Consider the following 19,172-nt stretch of genomic DNA (forward strand, 5'->3'; position numbering starts at 1 on the left):
AAATACCACCCTTATCACTATGGATGTCTAACCGCGGCCCGTTATCCGGGTCCGGGACAATGTATGGTGGGTAGTTTGACTGGGGCGGTCGCCTCCTAAAGAGTAACGGAGGCGCGCGATGGTGGGCTCAGAACGGTCGGAAATCGTTCGCTGAGTGCAATGGCATAAGCCTGCCTGACTGCGAGACTGACAAGTCGAGCAGAGACGAAAGTCGGTCATAGTGATCCGGTGGTCCCGCGTGGAAGGGCCATCGCTCAACGGATAAAAGGTACGCCGGGGATAACAGGCTGATGACCCCCAAGAGTCCATATCGACGGGGTTGTTTGGCACCTCGATGTCGACTCATCGCATCCTGGGGCTGGAGCAGGTCCCAAGGGTATGGCTGTTCGCCATTTAAAGCGGTACGTGAGTTGGGTTCAGAACGTCGTGAGACAGTTCGGTCCCTATCTGCCGTGGGTGTAGGAATATTGAAAGGATCTGTCCCTAGTACGAGAGGACCGGGATGGACGGATCTCTGGTGGACCTGTTGTGGCGCCAGCCGCATAGCAGGGTAGCTATATCCGGACGGGATAACCGCTGAAGGCATCTAAGCGGGAAACCCACCTTAAAACGAGTATTCCCTGAGAACCGTGGAAGACGACCACGTTGATAGGCCGGGTGTGGAAGAGCGGCAACGCTTGAAGCTTACCGGTACTAATAGTTCGATCGGCTTGATCGTTCTCATTCCTAATGCCCATTTCTGGTGACAATCCTTGGATTGCGCCGAGATGGATGGCACAGAAAACAGCTTCTCGAGCAACGTGCGTTTTGCCGACCTGGTGGTTATGGCGGAGCGGCTGCACCCGATCCCATTCCGAACTCGGCCGTGAAACGCTCCAGCGCTGATGGTACTTCGTCTCAAGACGCGGGAGAGTAGGTCGCTGCCAGGTCTGCCAAGCGCACGTTGTTTAATCTTCTCCTTACGAACAGGCCCGCCAACGGGATATCGGGCCGCGCAAGCGGCCCTTTCATTTGGCGGAAGCTTGAATCCAGTGAGCCAAGGCTTACTTCTAGGGTTGACGCGGGGTGGAGCAGCCCGGTAGCTCGTCAGGCTCATAACCTGAAGGTCACAGGTTCAAATCCTGTCCCCGCAACCAAATTCGAAAACGGCCCGCCTTGTGCGGGCCGTTTTCGTATGCGCTGAAGTACGGCGACAGGACACTTTAGCATTCCGCGGCCAATTTTTCGCGTATGTGCTCCGATCCACCTCTCATACGTCGGGCGAATGGCCGATCGAGATTTACGACGCGCCAAAAGGGCGCGCTGCCGTCTTGACTGATATGCACCAGGTGCCGCCGCACAGTCACTGGGCAGCAGGCGTCTGCTCCGTATTTTGCCGCGAGCTTACGTCGTAACTCTGCTAGGTCCGAAAAGTGGCCAGGTCCTGCAGCCCGGAGTTCGTCAGCGACCATTTTCTCGGTTGGGATCAGCATGCTCTGCGTAAGGGTCTTGCCTTTGCGTCGCGTTTTGACCACCGGCAATTCGCTCATAGTTCACCTCCAGGAACTCCCCTACAGAAGACGAACAAGGATGCCGCAATCCGACAAAATCTCGGATTGATTTGATTGCCGTGGCTCGAGGCCACAGCCATGAACCCACAAAGACGCGTCCGGCCGGACACGTAGCAACCCGGACACTTAGCAACGAAGCCGACACAGCGGGACACCGAGGCAGATACTGTCCGCACGAACTCCCTGCAATGCACACATCAAAATCCCCGCTTGCCTTATGGCGCCGGGGTTTTTGGCTCCGTGCTGCCCAACGGAACGGAACTCTACTTCTTCGCCGACATGGCTCGAGCTGCAGCTCTAACCGGCATCGCGGTTGGTCAAGGCGATGTGGCAGCAGCCGGAACCGTGGCCCGCCGTCCAGGTGACGTTGTCGAAGCGCACTCCGGTGGCCTCGAACAGGCCGCGATCGAAGGCGCCGGCGATGCGGCAGAGCGTGGCGAGCTTCTCGTCGTCGATGCCGGCTTCGACCCAGGCGTCCTTCAGCGGGCAGCGCCTGACCCTGAAGGCGATGCGGTCCGGGCCGCGTTCGACATCGGTCGGATACATGCGGCCGCCATCCGGGCTGACGGCGAGGAACGCCTCGCCGATCGCCGGTGCGTCGTTGGGGCCGAAATCGGCGAAGGCCGCCGCCGCAACCTCCCTGCCTCGCCGTTCGATGGTGCGGATCATGATCGCCTCAGCCTTTTCCGCGCCAACTTCCGCGGTCAGCTCGTCGAGCAACAGACGATAGAGATCGGCACGGTTGCGGAAGGCGGAATCGAGTTCGCGCGACAGTTTTTCGGCTCGGGCTTCGGCGTCGGTCATGATGCGTCCTGTTCGATCCTTGACAGTCTTGGCGCTGCCGCCACCAGCGCCTTGCCGATCGCGGATTGCGGCGCGTCGATGACGGTGCGGGCATCGCCGCTCTCGGCAATCCGCCCGGCGTCCAGAATGGCCATGCGGTGGGCGATGGCACGGACGACGCCGAGATCGTGCGAAATGAACAGATAGGCGATGCGCTCCTCGCGTTGAAGATCGAGCAGCAGTTGCAGGATCTGCGCGCGAACCGAAACGTCGAGCGCCGACACGGCCTCGTCGAGCACGATCAGCGACGGTTTCGTGGCAATGGCGCGGGCGATTGCAACGCGCTGGCGTTGGCCGCCGGAAATCTCGTGAATGGCGCGGCCGGCGAGACCGGGGCTGAGGCCGACGCGTTCCAGCAGAGCTGCAATTCGGCGCGGGCGCTCGGGGCCGGAGGCAATGTGATGGATGCGCAGGGGGTCGTCGAGCACACGCGCGACTGTGGCGCGTGGGTTCAAGGCGGCGAGCGGATCCTGAAACACCATCTGAAGACGGGCGCGCCGGCCGCGCAAGGCAGCGCCGTTCAGCGACAGGAAATCGCTGCCTTCAAATTCGATACTGCCGGTATCGAATTCGACGAGCCGGAGCACTAGACGAGCTATCGTCGACTTGCCGCTGCCGGAAGGTCCGGCCAGCGCCAGCGTCTCGCCGGGGTCGATGTGGAAGGAAACGTCGTCGACCGCGGCGATGGTCTTGCCGCCGCGACTGTATCGTTTGGTCAGGCCGGAAACGGCGAGCAGCGGACTGGTCATGTTCGCCGCAACAGCGGCTCGGCGTCGAGGCCGAGATGAGCGTCAAGCAGCACACGAGTGTATGCGTGACGCGGCGCATTGACGATTTGGGCTGTCGAATCGAGCTCGAGCAGCTCGCCATGCCGGAACACCGCTATGCGCTCTGCAAGCTCAGCGGCCAGCGCAATGTCGTGGCTGATGAACAGCAGGGTCATACCGTCCTCGGCCACCAGTCGCCGGATCAGCCCGACAATCTCGGCCTGCACGATGGTGTCCAGCGCACTGGTCGCCTCGTCGGCGATCAGCAGTTTCGGCCCGGCCGCAATCGCTGCGGCGATCGCCACGCGCTGCTTCTGGCCGCCGGAGAGCTGATGTGGAAAGGCACGCAAAGCGACATCGGGGTCGGGCAGACGGACCCGTTCGAGCAGGGTTTTTGCCTTGGCATAGGCGTCTCGCCAACTGAGGCCGAGTTGGGTGTAGGCGACTTCCGCGATCTGCTTGCCTATTGGCATCACCGGATCGAGACTTGCGGATGGGTCCTGGAAAATAAAGCCGATGTCACGGCCACCGATTGGAGCATGGTCGCGAAGACCGGCAGGTGCCTTGGCACCAAACATTGGTGGCGGGCGCAAGAGCCAATCGATACGGCCTTCGATCTTGGCAGTGGCCGGCAGCAGCCCGGCAATGGCTAGCGCCAGCGTGCTCTTGCCGGAACCGCTCTCGCCGATGATGGCAAAGCGCTCGCCGGCGGGGATGTCGAGGCTGACATTCTTTAGCGCCGCCACCTCGGCGCCGTCGCGGCGATAGGTCACCGTCAGACTGCGAATCGAAGCAAGCGCCGTCACGACAGGCTCCTCCTCATCGCCGTGGTCTCGACGACGCCTTCGCCGGTGAGATAGACGCCGAGCACGGTCAGCACGAGCGCTACGCCCGGAATGATCGACAGGAAGGGCGCGGTGCGCAGCACGGCGCGGCCTTCGGCGATCATGCCGCCCCAGGTTACGCGGTTGGGGTCGCCAAGGCCGAGGAAGGACAATGCCGCTTCGGTGAGAATCGCCGCGGCGACGATCACCGACGACAAAGCCATTACCGGCGGCAGCGCATTGGGGAGCACCTCGCGAAAGGCGATCTCCAGCGGATGCATGCCGATGACGCGGGCGCCCGCAACAAAATCGCGCTCGCGGATCGACAGCACTTCGGCGCGCGCCACGCGTGCCGGTCCGGTCCAGGCGCCCAGCGCGATCGCAGCGACGACGACGCCGAGCGACGGCCCGACGATGCTGACGAAAGCCAAAGCCAGCAGAAAGGCTGGGACGGTCTGGAAAGCGTCCGTGATGCGCATCAGCATCTCGTCGACAAGGCCGCCGGCAAAACCGGCCAACGTGCCGATCACGGCGCCGACGGCAAGGGCGACGGCTGCTGCGGCCGCCCCGACCGCCAGCGAGGTGCGGGCGCCGTGGAAGAGCTCGGCAAGCACGTCACGGCCAAGGCGGTCGGTGCCGAGTGGCAACGACCAGTCCTGGAACGGCGGCAGCAACGCCGGCCCGGCAATGGCCTGCGGATCGCCGGGAAAGAACAAAGGTGCGGCAAGCGCCACGGCAAACAGCGCCGCCAGGATGACCGCGCCGGCGATCGCTTCCGGGGTCCGGAGAAAGCGGCGAAGCGGGCTCACGCGCCGGCCTCACTGGCGCCGACGCGCGGATCGAGGAAGGCGTAGGCGATGTCGACGAGAAGGTTGATGATGACGACCAGGACAGCGCTGGTGAGAATAATGCCGAGCAGTAGTGGGGTATCCCGCGCGGCCACCGCTTCCTGCGCCAGCCGGCCGAGGCCGGGGACGGAAAAGACGCTCTCGATGACGACGCTGCCGCCCAGCATTTGCGCCGACTGCAGGCCGAACATGGTGACCAGCGGCAACAGCGCGTTACGGGCGACGTGAGCGAGCACGATGCGACGGCGGGAAAGTCCCCTGGCACGGGCGGCCAGCACAAAGTCCTGCCGCCACACCTCGGCCATGCCGGCGCGCATCATGCGCAGATAGAGCGCGAGATAAATGAAGCCGAGCGCCGAAACCGGCAGGACGAGATGGCGGGCGATGTCGGCGGCGCGATCGAGGCCGCTCTTGGCCGAGGCGATACTCTCGATGCCGCCGATCGGAAACCAGCGCAGGTCGACGGCGAAGACAATGATCAGCACAAGCCCGAGCCAGAAGCCCGGCACGGCATAGAGCGCCAGCGAACCGATGGACAGGAAGCGATCGCGGAAGCTGCCGGGTCTGGCGCCGGCATAGATGCCGAGCGCCGAGCCGAGGCCGAAGGAGAGCGCGGTGGCGCTGCCCATCAACAGCAGCGTGTTGGGCAGGCGTTCGAGGATGACATCGCGGATCGGCCGCGAAAAGGTGACCGATTGGCCGAGATCGAGATGCAGCAGCGCCCAAAGATAATTGGCGAGCCGCGTCAGCTCCGACTGGTCGAGCCCCCAGCGGTGACGCAACAGCTCGATCATGCCGGCGTCGCCGCCGGTCGAGACGATGTAGGCATCGACCGCATCGCCGGGAGCGGCTTCGAGCAACAGGAACGTGCCGATGACGACAATCAGTAGCACGAAGATGCTGCCGACGAGACGGCGGCGAAGGAGGATGACGGCGCGGGTCATGGCGCAACGCCGATAGGAGAGCCAAGTCTTCGGTGCCGCCCTCTACGGCGCCCCCCTCTGTCCTGCCGGACATCTCCCCCACAAGGAGGGAGATTGGCAGTTTCGGCGTTGCCGGCCGTCTTGCAACGCTGGAGATTGGCGAAAGCGACAATGACAGCCGATCTCCCCCCTCGTGGGGGAGATGCCAAGTGGTGGCAAAGAGGGCAGGACAGAGGGGGGCGCGAAAAAGCTCTCATCGCTGAAGCTGAGCACCCACACAAGCGGCACGCAAGTCTGGAGAGACTTCCTTACCCCGCGAGCCAAGTGTCCGCCCAGTTCGATACTGCCCAGCGCGGGTTGTTAGCGATGTTGTTGACCGTATCGCGGGCGACGCTGATGAAACTCCATTCGGCGACGTTGATCAGCGGCAGGTCGGCGGCAACTTTTCTCTGGAACTCCTTGTAGAGTTCGGTGCGGGCGGCGGTGTCGAGCGTCTCCGATGCCTTGGCGATCAGGGCGTCGAGATCGGCATTCTTGTAGCCACCCTGGTTGGAGAAGGGCACGCCGTCGGGAATACCGCTCTGCACCAGGATGGTGGTCGAGATCGCTGGATCGCCGCGGAACACCGGCGGCCCGACCGCAAGGTCGAAGGCGTGGTCGGTGTAAACCGCCTTGATGTGCGCGGCAGAGTCGTTGTTGACCAACTGGGCGTCGATGCCAATGACGGCGAGCGCCTGGCGCAGATAGTCGCCGAACTGCTTGGTTTCGTTGAAGTAAGGCGCCGGCAGCAATCTCAATGAAAAGCGCTTGCCGTCATCGCCCCGGCTGTAGCCGGCCTCGTCAAGCAAGGCGTTGGCCTTGGCGACGTCGAAAGCGTAGGTCGGCACGTCGGCGGTGTAGAATTGCGGGTCGTTTTTCGGCACCGGGCCAGTGGCGGTGGCGGCATAGCCAAGGAATACCGTCTTGACGACGAAATCCTTGTCGATGGCGTGAGCGATCGCCTGGCGTACTTTCAGGTCGGCCAGCTCCTTGCGGCGATGATTGATCTCAACGACGAGCTGGTAGGTCAGCCCTTCATAACCCTTGGTGATCACCTTGAGACCGGGCACTTTGGAGATGCGGTCGAGATCGGCCAGGGGCACGGCGGAGAAGGCGGCGAGCTGGATCTCTTCGGCTTCCAGGGCGCTGGCCGCCGACGTGCGGTCCGGCAGCACCTGATAGATGATCTCGTCGAGATAGGGCTCGTCCTTGCCCCAATAGTCGGTGTTCTTCTCCAGCCGGTAATATTCGCCGGGCTTGTGTTCGGCAAATTTGAACGGTCCGGTGCCGACCGGGGCGTTGTTGGCCGGGTTGTCCTCGATCTTTCCGGTCTCGTAGATGTGCTTGGGCACCACGCTGCTCAGCGCCGGCAAGGCGTTGCGGATCAGCTGGAACGGTGTCGGCTTGGCGAATTTGAACACGGCGGTGGTTTCGTCCGGCGTGTCGACGGCCTCCAGATCCTTGAACACGGTGCGGCCGAGATTCTGCAGCGGCTTCCAGACCTGCAGCGCCGAGAAGGCGACATCGGCTGAGGTGAATGGCTTCCCATCATGCCATTTGACGCCCTCGCGCAGTTTGAACGTCAGCGACAGGCCGTCGGCGGCACCTTCCCAGCTGAGCGCCAGCCGCGGATCGAGCCCATCCTTGCCGCCGAAGGAGGCCTCGGCCAAGGTTTCCACGATCTTGCTCGAGATGAAGAAGACGCCGTTCGAGGCGACAATCGCCGGATTGAGATTGCGCGGCTCGGAATCGGCAGCGACAACCAGTCGTCCGCCCTTTCTCGGCGTCTGCGCCGAGCCGATCGTCGGCATGGCGGTGGAGGCCAACAGCAACGCCGAACCGGCCAGCATTGTACGTCTGGAAATGGTGAACTCTGGCATGATCGAACTCCGTCCTCTCCGCGGACCCAGCCGGGTCCGCCGTACCCCTCGGACGCTCGTAAGCATCCTGCAAAGCTGATTATGGGCCTTGTGCGGGGTTTCGCCAAAGACGGAATTGGCGCATCTCTACGTGGCTTTGAAATTTCCGTCCGCTGGACCAGTTGTACAGAAAACGGTTCGACGCGCGGTTCTAGCAGGACCAGGCTGGGGTAAAGTGCAGCAGGTGGAGCAGCTTTTGGGGCTGGTTCGCCCGTTCTGGCTGGACCAGATCGGGCAAAATGATGCAGATTTAAGCATAGCCGAGGTTCAGAGCCGGAAAAGCCGGTGCCGGCGAGCGGCCGGCTAAGGGATTTCAGGGAGAGAGACATGAACATTGCCCCAGGCAAGAATGCCGTCGGCAGCGTGCCGTTCGACCAGGCCAGGGTGGACGGGCTGATGGAGGAGGCCGGCATCGACGTGCTGCTCGCCACCTCCAAGCACAACACGCAATATCTGCTTGGCGGCTACAAGTTCATCTTCTTCGCCGCCATGGATGCAATCGGCCACAGCCGTTATCTGCCTTTCGTCGTCTATGAGAAAGGTGGGCCGGAGCATGCCGCCTACATCGGCAACCGCATGGAAGGCGGCGAGCACCAGAATCATCCATTCTGGACGCCGACACTGCATGCCGCCTGCTGGGGTACGCTCGATGCCGCCAATCTGGCGGTCGAGCATTTGCGAAAGATCACCAAGGGCAATGCCCGCATCGGCATCGAGCCCGCCTTCCTGCCGTCCGACGCCTATATGCTGATCCGCAACGCGCTGCCGGATGCCAAGCTGATCGATGCGACTGATATGCTGGAGCGCATGCGGGCAATCAAAACCGAGGCGGAGCTGGAAAAGCTGCGCATCGCTTCGGAGCTGATCACCGATTCCATGCTGGCGACCATCGGCTGGGCACGCGAAGGCACGACAAAGAGCGAGATCATCGAACATCTCAGGCGCGAGGAGACCAATCGCGGCGCGCATTTCGAATATTGCCTGTTGACGCTAGGCTCCAGCCACAACCGCGCAGCCTCGCCGCAGGCGTGGAAACGGGGCGAAGTGATGTCGATCGATTCCGGCGGCAACTACCACGGCTATATCGGCGATCTTTGCCGCATGGGCGTGCTGGGCGACCCTGACGCCGAACTCGAGGATCTGCTGGCCGAGATCGAGACAGTGCAGCAGGCGGCCTTCTCCAAGGTCAAGGCGGGCACGCTGGGCGGTGACATGATTTCTCATGCCGAAGGCGTTCTGAAGAAATCCAAGGTTGCGGCCTATACTGATTTCTTCGCGCATGGCATGGGGCTGATCACGCATGAAGCGCCGTTCCTGATGACCAACCATCCGGTGACCTATGAAGGCACCTATGCCGCAAAGCCGCTGGAGAAGAACATGGTGCTTTCGGTCGAGACGACCATGCTCCACCCGACGCGCGGCTTCATCAAGCTGGAGGACACGGTGGCGGTGACCGATGCCGGCTACGTCATGTTCGGCGATCGGGGCCGGGGCTGGAACAGGGGCGGGGGCGGCTTAGGCGCTGGTACCTAGCCCGTTCTTGAGATTACCTCGTCCGAGCAAACAATTGGTCACACCAGCGAGCATTTGCCGATATGGAACGCGAACTGCCCAAGCAGGTCTTTATCGACGGGTGCAAGCAGATCTCCATGGAGTTCGAACCGATTGGGTTCCGCTTTGCGAAAACCGGTCCTCATGCGAGTCGTCGGGCCGGCGACTGGGCATTCAAAATCTCCTTTCAATCAAACTATCTGAACGTCGGCGGCGAGTACGTCGAACTCGTCGTGCATGCGTCGGTCTACAGCAAGGCAATAAAGGAGTGGGACGAGCGAAGCGCTTGGCCCGCCAGTGTCAGCGATTGGGTCGCCGGTGGACAGCTTGGCAATTTGCGAACCCCGCATCATTGGCGGACATGGAACATCGCAAACCCGCATACCCGCCAGGCTGAAATCGCGAACATCGTTGCCAACATCCAAACGACTGTCCTGCCGCTCTTCGAACGTTTCGACGTTCCGCGCAAACTAGCCGAACAGGTCGCATGTTCTGAAGTTCCGGGCTTCATGTTCCCTGAAATGCTGTTCGATTTGTACTCTGGCAGCTTGGTCCGGAGGCAGCGGAAAACTGTTTGTCCTATTGGGTGGCGCGCTTACCTTCGCCGGATGCTTTCCGATCAGAGCGCGATGTCCCCACTTTGCCGGATAGGCTCGCTCTGGGAAGCGATACTAACAACCTAGCAAGGGTCGCTCGTGCGATGAAGATTGGCCTCAGCCTGTGACATTATCTGCCCGGCGGATCAACCTGAAATCCGGCAACTCCCGCAATGCCAGTTCCGGCCCTGCCGGCGAATAGACGACGAAAAGCTGCATGGCCGCATCGCCGGTATTGAGCGTCGAGTGGAAGCGGCTTTCCGGCACATAGATGGTGCAGCCGGGGCCGACTTTCTCGACGACCGGGTTGCCTTTCTCGTCTTCGACCATCTGCTCGCCATTGCCTGAGATGACAAAGATGATCTCCTCCGCACCCGGATGGTTATGACGCGTATGGCCTTTGCCTGACGGTAGGTCGACGACACCACCGGAAAATCGCTTTGCGCCGTTCACTTCGGGAGCGACCGTCAGCGACAGCCTGCCCCAGTCGAAGCCGAAGGCGCTGACGTCTTTTGGATATACGAATACCTTGCTGTTATCGGTCATCGTCCCACCCTTCTTTTTGCTGGTCTCTACGCAGCGCCGAACGTGACGGCCTTGAAATCCGCCGTCTGCCTGGCGATCGAGGCTTCCGCCGGCAGCCGCTCCATCGAACTGGCGCCATAGAATCCGTGCAGGCCCTTGCAGCGCTCGAGAATATATCTGGCGTCGTCCGGCATCGAGATCGGCCCGCCATGGCAAAGCAGGATCATATCCTCGCGCACTGAGCGTGCCGCTTTGGCGATGGCGTCGATCTCGCTCACACAGTCGTCCAGCGATTTAGCCGATGTCGCGCCAATCGAGCCGCCGGTGGTCACCCCCATATGGGCGACGACGATGTCGGCGCCAGCTGTTGTCATGGCGCGCGCCTCGTCTGCGTTGAAGACATAGGGCGTGGTCAACAGGTCGAGTTTGTGAGCCTCGGCGATCATGTCGACCTCGAGCCCGAAGCCCATGCCGGTTTCTTCAAAACTCTGCCGCATCTGGCCGTCGAACAGGCCGATAGTCGGAAAGTTCTGCACACCGGAAAAACCGATCGTCTTCAACTCGGCCAAAAGCAGCGGCATGATGACGAAGGGATCGGTGCCGTTGACGCCGGCCAGCACCGGCGTCTTCTTCACTACCGGCAGCACTTCGTAGGCCATTTCCTTGACGATCTCGTTGGCGTTGCCATAGGCGAGCAGGCCGGCGGCCGAGCCGCGCCCGGCCATGCGGTAGCGGCCCGAATTGTAGATGATGATCAGGTCGATGCCGCCGGCTTCCTCTGCCTTGGCCGACAGGCCGGTGCCGGCACCGCCGCCGACGATCGGCACGCCGTCCGCGATCATCTTGCGGAATTTCTCCAGGATTTTCTTGCGCGGTATGGCGGCCATGTCTTGGTGTCTCACTGTCTGGCGATGTCGAGGAAGGCCGTTGTGGCAGCCCAGGCGAATTCGGGGTCGTTGATATGAAGCGGCAAACGCAGCACGCGCCGCGTTTTGGCGGGTTTGATGGTACGCTCGATCGCCTCGAACAAAGCGGCATCGGCTTCAGGGTCGAAGAAGGCGCCGCCTTCAATGTCGAGCGCCGACACGCCTTTCTCCGGAATGAGGAAACGAACCGGACCCTGGCAGAGGCTCAGCCTTGTACCGATCCATTCGCCGATCGTTCTGCTTTCGTCGGCAGTGGTGCGCATCAGTGTGACGTTTGGATTGTGCTCATAGAACAGCCGGCCGCGATAGCGTTCCGGAATTGTCGGCGGCGCCCAGAAATTGACCATGTCGAGCGCGCCGACCGAGCCGACATAAGGCAGCCCGGTGCGGGCGATGGCGCCAAAGCGATCCTCGGTCGCCGGCAGCACGCCGCCAAACAGCAAGTCGCAGACTTCGGTCGTTGTGATGTCGATGACGCCGGACAACAGGCCGCTGTCGGCCAATTTTTCCATGGTGCGGCCGCCGGTGCCGGTGGCATGAAAGACCATGCAGTCATAAGTCGAACGAAGCTCATCGGCGATCGCGGTCACGCATGGCGTGGTGACGCCGAACATGGTGAGGCCGAGCGACGGTTTGCCGTCGGGCGGCGGCGCCGGCTTTGTCGCCATGCCTGATATCGCCTGGGCGGCATTGTGCAGCACGACACGCGAAAGCCGGTTGAGGCCGGCCATGTCGGTCACCGACGGCATCATGACGATGTCGGAGACGTCGACGTAAGGCGCGGTGTCACCCGAGGCCAACGTCGAAACCATGATCTTGGGCAGACCGAGCGGCAGCGTGCGCATGCCTGCGGTGATGATCGAAGTGCCGCCACCGCCGCCAATGCCGATAATCCCGGCAATATCGCTGCGCGACTGGACAAACCGGGCAAAGGCGGCAGCCATCGCCGCCACCGCGGTGCCGCGATCGTCGACGCCGAGTACGGCATTGCGACCCTCGGAATGGTGGCTGGCGACCTCGTCTGCCGAAACATCGACCGGCACGGTCGCGCCGCGTGTTCCGATGTCGACACGGGCAATCGAAGCGCCGGTAGCGGCGACCGCATCGGCCAGAAACGCGAGTTCCTCGCCCTTGGTGTCGGCGGTGCCCACCACATAGATGCGCTTCATCGCGTTTCCCCGGTCTTGGGCGTGTTCGGCGCTGCCGCCCCTTTTTGTCCGGCCGTTCGACGGCGCGAAGGACCATTGCAATTTTTTGAGACACGCGTATCGTATTGACATGAATGTCTCACGTCAACAGGCGGCAATCGACGACGATGCCAGCCAAGGGCCGAACCCCCAGGTAGAGCGCGGGGCCCGCGCGCGCACCAGGCGTCTCATGCTGGAGACGGCGACAAAGCTGATGCAGGCGGGCGCCACGCCCTCCGTCAGCGAGGTGGCGGAGGCAGCGGAGGTCTCGCGCGCCACCGCCTATCGGTATTTTCCGAGCCAGGCGGCGTTGGTGCAGGCGGTGGTCGATGAGGGGCTTGGGCCGATCCTTACGTGGAAATCGAGCTCTGCCGATCCCGAGCGCCGGGTCGCCGAGCTGTTCGAGACCGCCATGCCGCGCATCGAGGTCTTCGAAGCGACGTTCAAGGCGGCGCTGAAACTGTCGCTCGACCAGTGGGCGCAGCGACAGGCAGGCACGCTTGACGGCGAACCTGCCTTCACCCGCGGCCATCGCGTCGATCTTTTGAAAGATGCGATCGCGCCACTCAAAGGCCGGTTGCCGCCGCGCGAATTCAAGCGGCTCGCGCAGGCGCTGTCATTGATCTTCGGTGTTGAGATGCTGATCGTATTGAAAGATATATGGGGATTGGATAGCCGCAGTATGATGTCGGTTGCGCAATGGGCGGCCGGCGCTCTTGTGCGCGCGGCTATGACCGAATCGATGATTGAAGGAGATGGGATCGCGCCGACGACCGCCGTGAGATGACGCCAATCTGGTTCGACCAGATTTTCAACCTGGCTATTCATGCTACTGGCGATGCAGCGGCCCAAGTAAGGCATTCATGTATCATGGAGTAGGAAAATTCAGGGAAAACAGGCAGATATCGCAGAAGCCAGCTTGTCTGCGTGTCCGCCACCGTCCAAGAAAGGGCTTGACGTTCCTCTTAGATTGGTAATACCAGATCAGGACAAATAAAGCGGATCAAGGTGAAGGCTGAGATCCGTTTTGGTCGAGCGAGGAGGCTCACAGACCGAAACGGTGCCGTCACGGGAGGACTACCAGGGCCGGCCTCGATGCCGGTTCTCATGAACGGTAGAATGCGCACAAGGGAGGAAATCATTATGCGCAAGACAATGACCAGCTTGCTTGCTGGTATCGGCCTAGTGCTCGCCTGCGGAACGTCCGTCTACGCGCAGGAAAAGGAACTTACAATCTTCTGGGCGGAATGGGATCCGGCCAATTACCTGCAGGAACTCGGCAACGAGTACGAGAAGGAAACCGGCGTCAAGATCACGGTGGAAACCACACCGTGGCCCGACTTCCAGACCAAGGCCTTCACCGAGTTCAACGCCCATGGCGACGCCTACGATATGGTCGTCGGCGACTCGCAATGGCTTGGTGCTGGCTCGACCGGGGGCCACTATGTCGACCTGACCGACTTCTTCAACAAGCACAAGGTCGGTGAAGTGATGGCACCGGCCACGGTGAAATACTATGCCGAATATCCGGGCGGCAGCAGCAAGTACTGGGCCATTCCGCTCGAAGGCGACGCCGTCGGCTGGTCCTATCGCAAGGACTGGTTCGAAGACCCGAAGGAAAAGGAAGCCTTCAAGGCCAAGTATGGCTACGACCTCGACGTGCCGAAGGACTTCAAGGCGCTACGCGACATCGCCGAATTCTTCTACCGGCCGGATCAGAAGCGATACGGCATCGCCATCTACACCGACAATTCCTATGACGCGATGGCGATGGGCTTCGAAAACGCGCTGTTCTCCTTCGGCGGCGAGCTGGGTGACTATAAGACCTACAAGGTCGATGGCTTCATCAACTCCGACAAGGCGATCGCGGCGCTCGACGCCTACAAGGAACTCTACAAGTTCACGCCTCCGGGCTGGGCCAAGTCGTTCTTCGTCGAGGACAACCAGGCGATCACTGAAAACCTGGCCGCGATGAGCATGAACTACTTCGCGTTCTTCCCCTCGTTGATCAACGAGGCGTCGAACCCGAACGCCAAGAACACCGGTTTCTTCGCCAATCCTCCCGGCCCGAACGGCGACCAGTTCGCCGCACTCGGCGGTCAGGGCATCTCCATCGTTTCCTACTCGCAGAAGCAGGAAGAGGCGACGAAGTTCCTGGAATGGTTCATCAAGGATGAGACCCAGAAGAAATGGGCAGCGCTTGGCGGCTACACCTGCAGTGCCGCCGTGCTCAAGTCGCCCGAATTCCAGAACGCCACGCCCTACAACAAGGCGTTCTACGAGACCATGTTCAAGGTCAAGGACTTCTGGGCGGTTCCGGAATACGCGGAACTGCTGCAGCAGCTTAACCAGCGCATCTATCCTTACATGATCGGCGGCGAAGGCACCGCCAAGGAGACGCTGGACGCACTGGCAGCCGACTGGAACGCGACCTTCAAGAAATACGGCCGCGGCCAATAAGCATGAAGTTTCACGGAGGGGGCGTTCGTGCCTCCTCCGTTTCTTTTTCTGATTCTTGAACCGGGAGCAGGGTCTTGGCGACCACGATGATCACCACGCTGGACAGGTCCTCGCGGGCCGCCGCTCGCGGTCTAAGCGACATTTCGATCCGCAATCTCTTCATCATCCCGACGATCCTGTTTCTGATCGTCTTCAACATCTTCCCGCTGATCTATTCGCTGGGCTATTCGTTCACCGATTTCCGCGCCTCGACCAGCGCGGCGGCGAATTTCGTCGGGCTGCAAAACTATCGCGACCTGCTCAGCGATCCCTATGTCTGGTCCAACTTCGCCATCACCGCAAAATACGTCATCATCTCGGTCGCCGGCCAGCTGCTCGTCGGCTTCGGCGTGGCCATGCTGCTCAATCGCGACATTCCGCTCAAGGGCCTGCTGACGACGCTCCTATTGTTGCCGATGATGCTGTCGATGGCCGTCGTCGGCCTGTTCTGGAAGCTGCTCTACGATCCGTCCTTCGGCATCATCAATTATGCGCTCGGCCTCGGCACCTTCGAATGGCTGTCGAATCCGAAAATGGCGCTCTATGCGGTCGCGCTGACCGACATCTGGATGTGGTCGCCCTTCGTCATGCTGTTGTCGCTGGCCGGCCTGTCGGCCGTGCCCAAGCATCTCTACGAGGCAGCCGCGATCGACAGGGCCGGACCGTTCTACACCTTCTTCCGCATAACGCTGCCGCTGGTTGCGCCGATCCTGATGATCGCGGTCATCTTCCGCACCATGGAGGCGTTCAAGACCTTCGACCTCGCCTACATCCTGACCAGCCAGCCGACGGCCGAGCTGATCTCGATCCGGCTCTACAAGATGGCTTTCCAGGAATGGCAGACCGGGCGTTCCTGCGCGCTCGCCTACATCGTGCTGATCATGGTGCTGGCGATCACCAACATCTATGTCAAATACCTCAACAAGGTGAAGGAGCGCTGAGATGGCCGCAGTCCGCACTTCTTCCGAAATCACCTTCAACCGGGTCGCCATCGTCGCTGTCCTGCTGGTGACGATCATCTTCCTGGCGCCGATCTACTGGATCGCCTCGACGGCGTTCAAGCCGCGCAACCTCGCCACCACCATTCCGCCGACGGTGGTTTTCCAGCCGGAGATATCGCCCTTCGTCAAGTTGTTTACCAAGCGTTCGCAGCTGCGCAGCCCGCCGTCGCCGGAGGAGTACGCGGCTGCGCCGTGGTGGGAGCGCGTCGTTTTCAATGGGGGCGAAAAGATCGTGCGCGACGGCAAGGGCCAGGTGCAGTGGTCGGGCTATCCGAGCCGTTTCATGAACTCACTGATCGTTGCCATAACCTCGACCGTCCTGGCCGTCGGCATGGGCACCTTCACCGCCTATGGGTTCTCGCGCTTCAAGGTAAAAGGCGAGGCGGACCTACTGTTCTTCATCCTGTCGACACGCATGCTGCCGCCGGTGGTCGTCGCCATTCCGATGTTCCTGATGTACCGGGCGGTCGGCCTCAACGATTCCCATATCGGCCTGATCATCCTTTACACCGCCTTCAACCTGTCCTTCTCGGTGTGGCTGATGAAAGGCTTCATGGACGAGATCCCCAAGGAGTATGAGGAGGCGGCCCTCGTCGACGGCTATACGCGCATGGAGGCCTTCTTCAAGATCGTGCTGCCCGAGGCCGCCACCGGCATCGCCGCCACTGCCGTGTTCTGCTTTATCACGGCGTGGAACGAATATGCCTTCGCACTGATCATGACCAGCCGCCGTGCCCAGACAGCACCGCCCTTCATCCCCAGCCAGGTCGGTTCCGGCCTGCCGGACTGGACGGTGATTGCCGCCGGAACCTTCCTGTTCCTGCTGCCGGTCGCGATCTTCACCTTCCTGCTCCGTAATCACCTGTTGCGCGGCATGTCGTTTGGAGCGATCCGCAAATGAGCTTTCGCGAGATCAACCAGAAATATCTCGAACCGGGCAGCCAGGTGCTGATGGTGCTCGGTATCATCGCGCTCTGCCAGCCGTGGAACATGCTGCTGCACAGCTATGGCGTGACCATCATCCTGATCGGCCTGATCGGCTTCAACATCACCTCCAAGATCGCGCCGGAGGAGAAGGCCGGCACCGGGCAAGGGGCAAATCCGGGGGCACAGCATTGACCCAGATCGAGCTTCGAGGCGTCCAGAAATATTTCGGCGCCGTGCAGGTCATAAAGGACCTCAACCTGAAGATCGACGACAACGAGTTCATCGTGCTGCTCGGCCAGTCGGGCTGCGGGAAGACGACGACGCTCAGGGCGATTGCCGGGCTGGAGACGATCGACGGCGGCGACATCCTCATCGACGGCAAGCCGGTCCAGCACCTCAAGGCCGCCGATCGCGATATCGCCATGGTCTTCCAGTCGTTCTCGCTCTATCCGCATATGAGCGTCTATGAGAACATCGCCTTTCCGCTCAGGGCGACGCGCAAGAGCAAGGCCGAGATCGACAGCGAGGTGCGCTCGGTCGCCAAGACGCTGCAGATCAGCGATCTCCTCGCCAAGAAACCATCGGCGCTGTCGGGCGGCGACATGCAGCGCGTGGCGATCGGCCGAGCCTTGGTGCGGCGGCCGAAGGCGATGCTGATGGACGAGCCGATCGGGGCGCTCGATGCCAAGCTGCGCGAGGAGATGCGGGCCGAGATCAAGCGGCTGCACATCAAGCAGGGCTCGACCAGCATCTACGTCACCCACGACCAGATCGAGGCGATGAGCCTCGCCGACCGCATCGTCATCATGCATGAAGGTGTGCTGCAGCAGGTTGGCTCGCCGGACGAGGTCTATTCGCATCCGGCGAACCTTTTCGTCGCGCAATTTGTAGGCAGCCCGGTGATGAACGTCGCCGACGCTTCGGTGACCGAGAAAGCCTCGTCGGCCTCAGTCACCGTCGGCGATGCGGCCGCCGGTTTCGAATTCCCGCGCGCCTTGCTGTCGAAGCTCAACGGCCATGCCGGCGGCCAACTCGCGCTCGGCATCCGGCCGGAAGGCGTCCTCGTCCGCCGCGAAGCAGCCGAAGGGTTCTTGCCGGTGGAGACGCAGATCGTCGAGCCGCTCGGCTCCTTCGACATCGTCGACCTCAAGGTCGGCTCCAAGATGCTGCGTGCGCGCACCAAGAGCGGCTTCATCGGCGGCCCCGGCGAAAGAGTCTTCGTCAGAATCGATCCCGGCCAGGCGCATTTCTTCGACACGGCGAGCGGCAAATCGCTGGGAGTGAGACTCTGATGGCCCACATCCAGCTCAAGAACATCTCGAAGAAATTCGGCAACCACACCGCCTTGACCGGGCTCGATCTCGACATCGCCGATGGCGAGTTCTTCGTCCTGCTCGGCGAGACCGGCGCCGGCAAGACGACGACGCTGCGCATGATTGCCGGCCTGGAAAAACCGAGCGAAGGTCAGGTCTTGATCGACGGCGTCGATGTCGCCGATTGGGGCGCGGCGGAGCGCGACGTGGCGCTGGTGCTGCAGCAATATTCACTCTACCCGCGCTATACCGTACGCCAAAACCTCGAATTTCCGCTGAAGCCGAAAATCCGCCGGCTGCCCGATGCCGAGATCAAGGATCGCGTCGACCGCGCCGCCAGGACGCTGCGGATCGAGCATCTACTCGACCGCAAGACCGACCGGCTTTCAGGCGGCGAGATGCAGCGCGTCTCGATCGGCCGCGCCATCGTGCGCAAGCCGAGGGTATTCCTGATGGATGAGCCGTTGTCGGCGCTCGACGCCAAATTGCGCGAAGCGCTGCGCACCGAATTGAAGAACCTGCAGATGCAGCTTGGCGCCACCTTCCTGTTCGTGACGCACGATCAGATCGAGGCGATGTCGATGGGTGACAAGGTCGGCGTGCTCAACCATGGCCGCATCGTCCAGACCGGCACGCCGTACGAGATCTACAACAATCCGCGCGACACCTACGTGGCAAGCTTCGTCGGCTCGCCGCCGATGAACCTCATCGACGGCAAGCTTGTCAACGGACGTGCGGTGATGGCACCGCTGAATTTCGAATTGCCGTTTTCGGGGGGTGCCAAGACTTCGGGGGGGCTAAAGACGGGCGCGGGGGCGGCCGGGGGGCCGCCCGGGGGCGGGGGTTGGGCAGGGGGGGGGGGTGTAGTTGCGCGCGGGCGGGGGGGGGGGGGGGGGGGGCGGGGTGGGGCGGCTGGGGGCGGGGGCTGTCCGGG

The 19,172-nt window shown here is 61.9% G+C and carries 18 protein-coding genes, 1 tRNA gene and 2 rRNA genes (1 of these 21 running past the window's edge); 12 read left to right on the forward strand and 9 right to left on the reverse strand.

What is annotated here, in order from left to right:
• The 3 genes from NKH99_RS30920 to NKH99_RS30930 form a co-directional block, all read left to right on the forward strand.
• A 23S ribosomal RNA gene (locus tag NKH99_RS30920) occupies positions 1-718 on the forward strand (it extends 2,081 nt beyond the left edge of the window).
• A gap of 96 nt (positions 719-814) precedes the next feature.
• Positions 815-929 (forward strand): 5S ribosomal RNA (rrf, locus tag NKH99_RS30925).
• A 130-nt stretch (positions 930-1,059) separates the two neighbouring features.
• Positions 1,060-1,136 (forward strand) — tRNA-Met (locus NKH99_RS30930).
• Positions 1,137-1,847: 711 nt separating this feature from the next.
• On the opposite strand, the gene NKH99_RS30935 is transcribed toward NKH99_RS30930, so the two are convergent.
• The 6 genes from NKH99_RS30935 to NKH99_RS30960 all read right to left on the reverse strand — a co-directional run bounded on the left by NKH99_RS30935 (position 1,848) and on the right by NKH99_RS30960 (position 7,674).
• Positions 1,848-2,354: an L-2-amino-thiazoline-4-carboxylic acid hydrolase gene (locus NKH99_RS30935; protein WP_352474855.1), complete on the reverse strand. Its 507-nt coding sequence runs from the start codon at positions 2,352-2,354 to the stop codon at positions 1,848-1,850.
• Positions 2,351-3,142: an ATP-binding cassette domain-containing protein gene (locus NKH99_RS30940; protein ID WP_352997401.1), complete on the reverse strand. Its 792-nt coding sequence runs from the start codon at positions 3,140-3,142 to the stop codon at positions 2,351-2,353. The genes NKH99_RS30935 and NKH99_RS30940 overlap by 4 nt, the downstream gene beginning before the upstream one ends.
• The gene (locus tag NKH99_RS30945) at positions 3,139-3,966 is read right to left on the reverse strand and encodes an ABC transporter ATP-binding protein (RefSeq protein ID WP_352997400.1); all 828 of its coding nucleotides are present in this window, start codon (positions 3,964-3,966) and stop codon (positions 3,139-3,141) included. The genes NKH99_RS30940 and NKH99_RS30945 overlap by 4 nt, the downstream gene beginning before the upstream one ends.
• Positions 3,963-4,793: an ABC transporter permease gene (locus NKH99_RS30950; protein ID WP_352997399.1), complete on the reverse strand. Its 831-nt coding sequence runs from the start codon at positions 4,791-4,793 to the stop codon at positions 3,963-3,965. Before NKH99_RS30950 ends, NKH99_RS30945 begins: the two co-directional genes overlap by 4 nt.
• A complete protein-coding gene (locus NKH99_RS30955) occupies positions 4,790-5,776 on the reverse strand; it encodes an ABC transporter permease (protein WP_352819704.1) in 987 nt (328 codons plus the stop codon). The genes NKH99_RS30950 and NKH99_RS30955 overlap by 4 nt, the downstream gene beginning before the upstream one ends.
• A gap of 287 nt (positions 5,777-6,063) precedes the next feature.
• A complete protein-coding gene (locus NKH99_RS30960) occupies positions 6,064-7,674 on the reverse strand; it encodes an ABC transporter substrate-binding protein (RefSeq protein ID WP_352767932.1) in 1,611 nt (536 codons plus the stop codon).
• Positions 7,675-8,040: 366 nt separating this feature from the next.
• On the opposite strand from NKH99_RS30960, the gene NKH99_RS30965 reads away from it, so the two are divergent.
• Both NKH99_RS30965 and NKH99_RS30970 read left to right on the forward strand, forming a co-directional pair.
• A complete protein-coding gene (locus NKH99_RS30965) occupies positions 8,041-9,246 on the forward strand; it encodes a M24 family metallopeptidase (protein ID WP_352539469.1) in 1,206 nt (401 codons plus the stop codon).
• Positions 9,247-9,308: 62 nt separating this feature from the next.
• Positions 9,309-9,947, forward strand: coding sequence for a DUF4304 domain-containing protein (locus tag NKH99_RS30970; protein WP_353017635.1), 639 nt, complete (start codon positions 9,309-9,311; stop codon positions 9,945-9,947).
• 30 nt (positions 9,948-9,977) lie between these two features.
• Here NKH99_RS30970 and NKH99_RS30975 read toward each other — a convergent pair whose 3' ends face one another.
• Genes NKH99_RS30975 through NKH99_RS30985 form a run of 3 tightly spaced genes read right to left on the reverse strand, consistent with a single transcriptional unit; the run spans position 9,978 to position 12,480 of the window.
• The gene (locus tag NKH99_RS30975) at positions 9,978-10,406 is read right to left on the reverse strand and encodes a cupin domain-containing protein (protein WP_353017637.1); all 429 of its coding nucleotides are present in this window, start codon (positions 10,404-10,406) and stop codon (positions 9,978-9,980) included.
• Between the two features lie 26 nt (positions 10,407-10,432).
• On the reverse strand, positions 10,433-11,272 hold the full coding sequence (locus NKH99_RS30980; RefSeq protein ID WP_353017639.1) for a phosphoenolpyruvate hydrolase family protein: 840 nt from the start codon (positions 11,270-11,272) through the stop codon (positions 10,433-10,435).
• Positions 11,273-11,283: 11 nt separating this feature from the next.
• Positions 11,284-12,480, reverse strand: coding sequence for a Tm-1-like ATP-binding domain-containing protein (locus NKH99_RS30985; protein WP_352503237.1), 1,197 nt, complete (start codon positions 12,478-12,480; stop codon positions 11,284-11,286).
• A 109-nt stretch (positions 12,481-12,589) separates the two neighbouring features.
• On the opposite strand from NKH99_RS30985, the gene NKH99_RS30990 reads away from it, so the two are divergent.
• The 7 genes from NKH99_RS30990 to NKH99_RS31020 form a co-directional block, all read left to right on the forward strand.
• Positions 12,590-13,285: a TetR/AcrR family transcriptional regulator gene (locus NKH99_RS30990; RefSeq protein ID WP_502900131.1), complete on the forward strand. Its 696-nt coding sequence runs from the start codon at positions 12,590-12,592 to the stop codon at positions 13,283-13,285.
• Between the two features lie 356 nt (positions 13,286-13,641).
• On the forward strand, positions 13,642-14,958 hold the full coding sequence (locus tag NKH99_RS30995; RefSeq protein WP_352491785.1) for an ABC transporter substrate-binding protein: 1,317 nt from the start codon (positions 13,642-13,644) through the stop codon (positions 14,956-14,958).
• Between the two features lie 74 nt (positions 14,959-15,032).
• On the forward strand, positions 15,033-15,938 hold the full coding sequence (locus NKH99_RS31000) for a carbohydrate ABC transporter permease (RefSeq protein ID WP_254816733.1): 906 nt from the start codon (positions 15,033-15,035) through the stop codon (positions 15,936-15,938).
• Position 15,939: 1 nt separating this feature from the next.
• Positions 15,940-16,899 carry a carbohydrate ABC transporter permease gene (locus NKH99_RS31005; protein WP_292661213.1) on the forward strand — a complete coding sequence of 320 codons (960 nt, stop codon included), beginning with the start codon at positions 15,940-15,942 and terminating at the stop codon, positions 16,897-16,899.
• Positions 16,896-17,117, forward strand: a complete 222-nt coding sequence (locus tag NKH99_RS31010; protein ID WP_352474866.1) for a hypothetical protein — start codon at positions 16,896-16,898, stop codon at positions 17,115-17,117. Before NKH99_RS31005 ends, NKH99_RS31010 begins: the two co-directional genes overlap by 4 nt.
• Positions 17,114-18,217 carry an ABC transporter ATP-binding protein gene (locus tag NKH99_RS31015; protein ID WP_352474867.1) on the forward strand — a complete coding sequence of 368 codons (1,104 nt, stop codon included), beginning with the start codon at positions 17,114-17,116 and terminating at the stop codon, positions 18,215-18,217. The genes NKH99_RS31010 and NKH99_RS31015 overlap by 4 nt, the downstream gene beginning before the upstream one ends.
• A partial coding sequence (locus NKH99_RS31020; protein ID WP_353017641.1) for an ABC transporter ATP-binding protein occupies positions 18,217-19,172 on the forward strand: 956 nt, incomplete at its 3' end. The genes NKH99_RS31015 and NKH99_RS31020, both read left to right, overlap by 1 nt.

It is taken from the genome of Mesorhizobium sp. M0854, assembly GCF_040319815.1.
Taxonomy (GTDB): domain Bacteria; phylum Pseudomonadota; class Alphaproteobacteria; order Rhizobiales; family Rhizobiaceae; genus Mesorhizobium.

Excerpts from the sequence above, each read along its gene's own strand:
- NKH99_RS30935 (WP_352474855.1), bottom strand. The coding sequence starts at position 2,354 with ATGACCGACGCCGAAGCCCGAGCCGAAAAACTGTCGCGCGAACTCGAT.
- NKH99_RS30940 (WP_352997401.1), bottom strand. The coding sequence starts at position 3,142 with ATGACCAGTCCGCTGCTCGCCGTTTCCGGCCTGACCAAACGATACAGT.
- NKH99_RS30955 (WP_352819704.1), bottom strand. The coding sequence starts at position 5,776 with ATGACCCGCGCCGTCATCCTCCTTCGCCGCCGTCTCGTCGGCAGCATC.
- NKH99_RS30960 (WP_352767932.1), bottom strand. The coding sequence starts at position 7,674 with ATGCCAGAGTTCACCATTTCCAGACGTACAATGCTGGCCGGTTCGGCG.
- NKH99_RS30965 (WP_352539469.1), top strand. The coding sequence starts at position 8,041 with ATGAACATTGCCCCAGGCAAGAATGCCGTCGGCAGCGTGCCGTTCGAC.
- NKH99_RS30970 (WP_353017635.1), top strand. The coding sequence starts at position 9,309 with ATGGAACGCGAACTGCCCAAGCAGGTCTTTATCGACGGGTGCAAGCAG.
- NKH99_RS30975 (WP_353017637.1), bottom strand. The coding sequence starts at position 10,406 with ATGACCGATAACAGCAAGGTATTCGTATATCCAAAAGACGTCAGCGCC.
- NKH99_RS30980 (WP_353017639.1), bottom strand. The coding sequence starts at position 11,272 with ATGGCCGCCATACCGCGCAAGAAAATCCTGGAGAAATTCCGCAAGATG.
- NKH99_RS30985 (WP_352503237.1), bottom strand. The coding sequence starts at position 12,480 with ATGAAGCGCATCTATGTGGTGGGCACCGCCGACACCAAGGGCGAGGAA.
- NKH99_RS30990 (WP_502900131.1), top strand. The coding sequence starts at position 12,590 with ATGAATGTCTCACGTCAACAGGCGGCAATCGACGACGATGCCAGCCAA.
- NKH99_RS30995 (WP_352491785.1), top strand. The coding sequence starts at position 13,642 with ATGCGCAAGACAATGACCAGCTTGCTTGCTGGTATCGGCCTAGTGCTC.
- NKH99_RS31005 (WP_292661213.1), top strand. The coding sequence starts at position 15,940 with ATGGCCGCAGTCCGCACTTCTTCCGAAATCACCTTCAACCGGGTCGCC.
- NKH99_RS31010 (WP_352474866.1), top strand. The coding sequence starts at position 16,896 with ATGAGCTTTCGCGAGATCAACCAGAAATATCTCGAACCGGGCAGCCAG.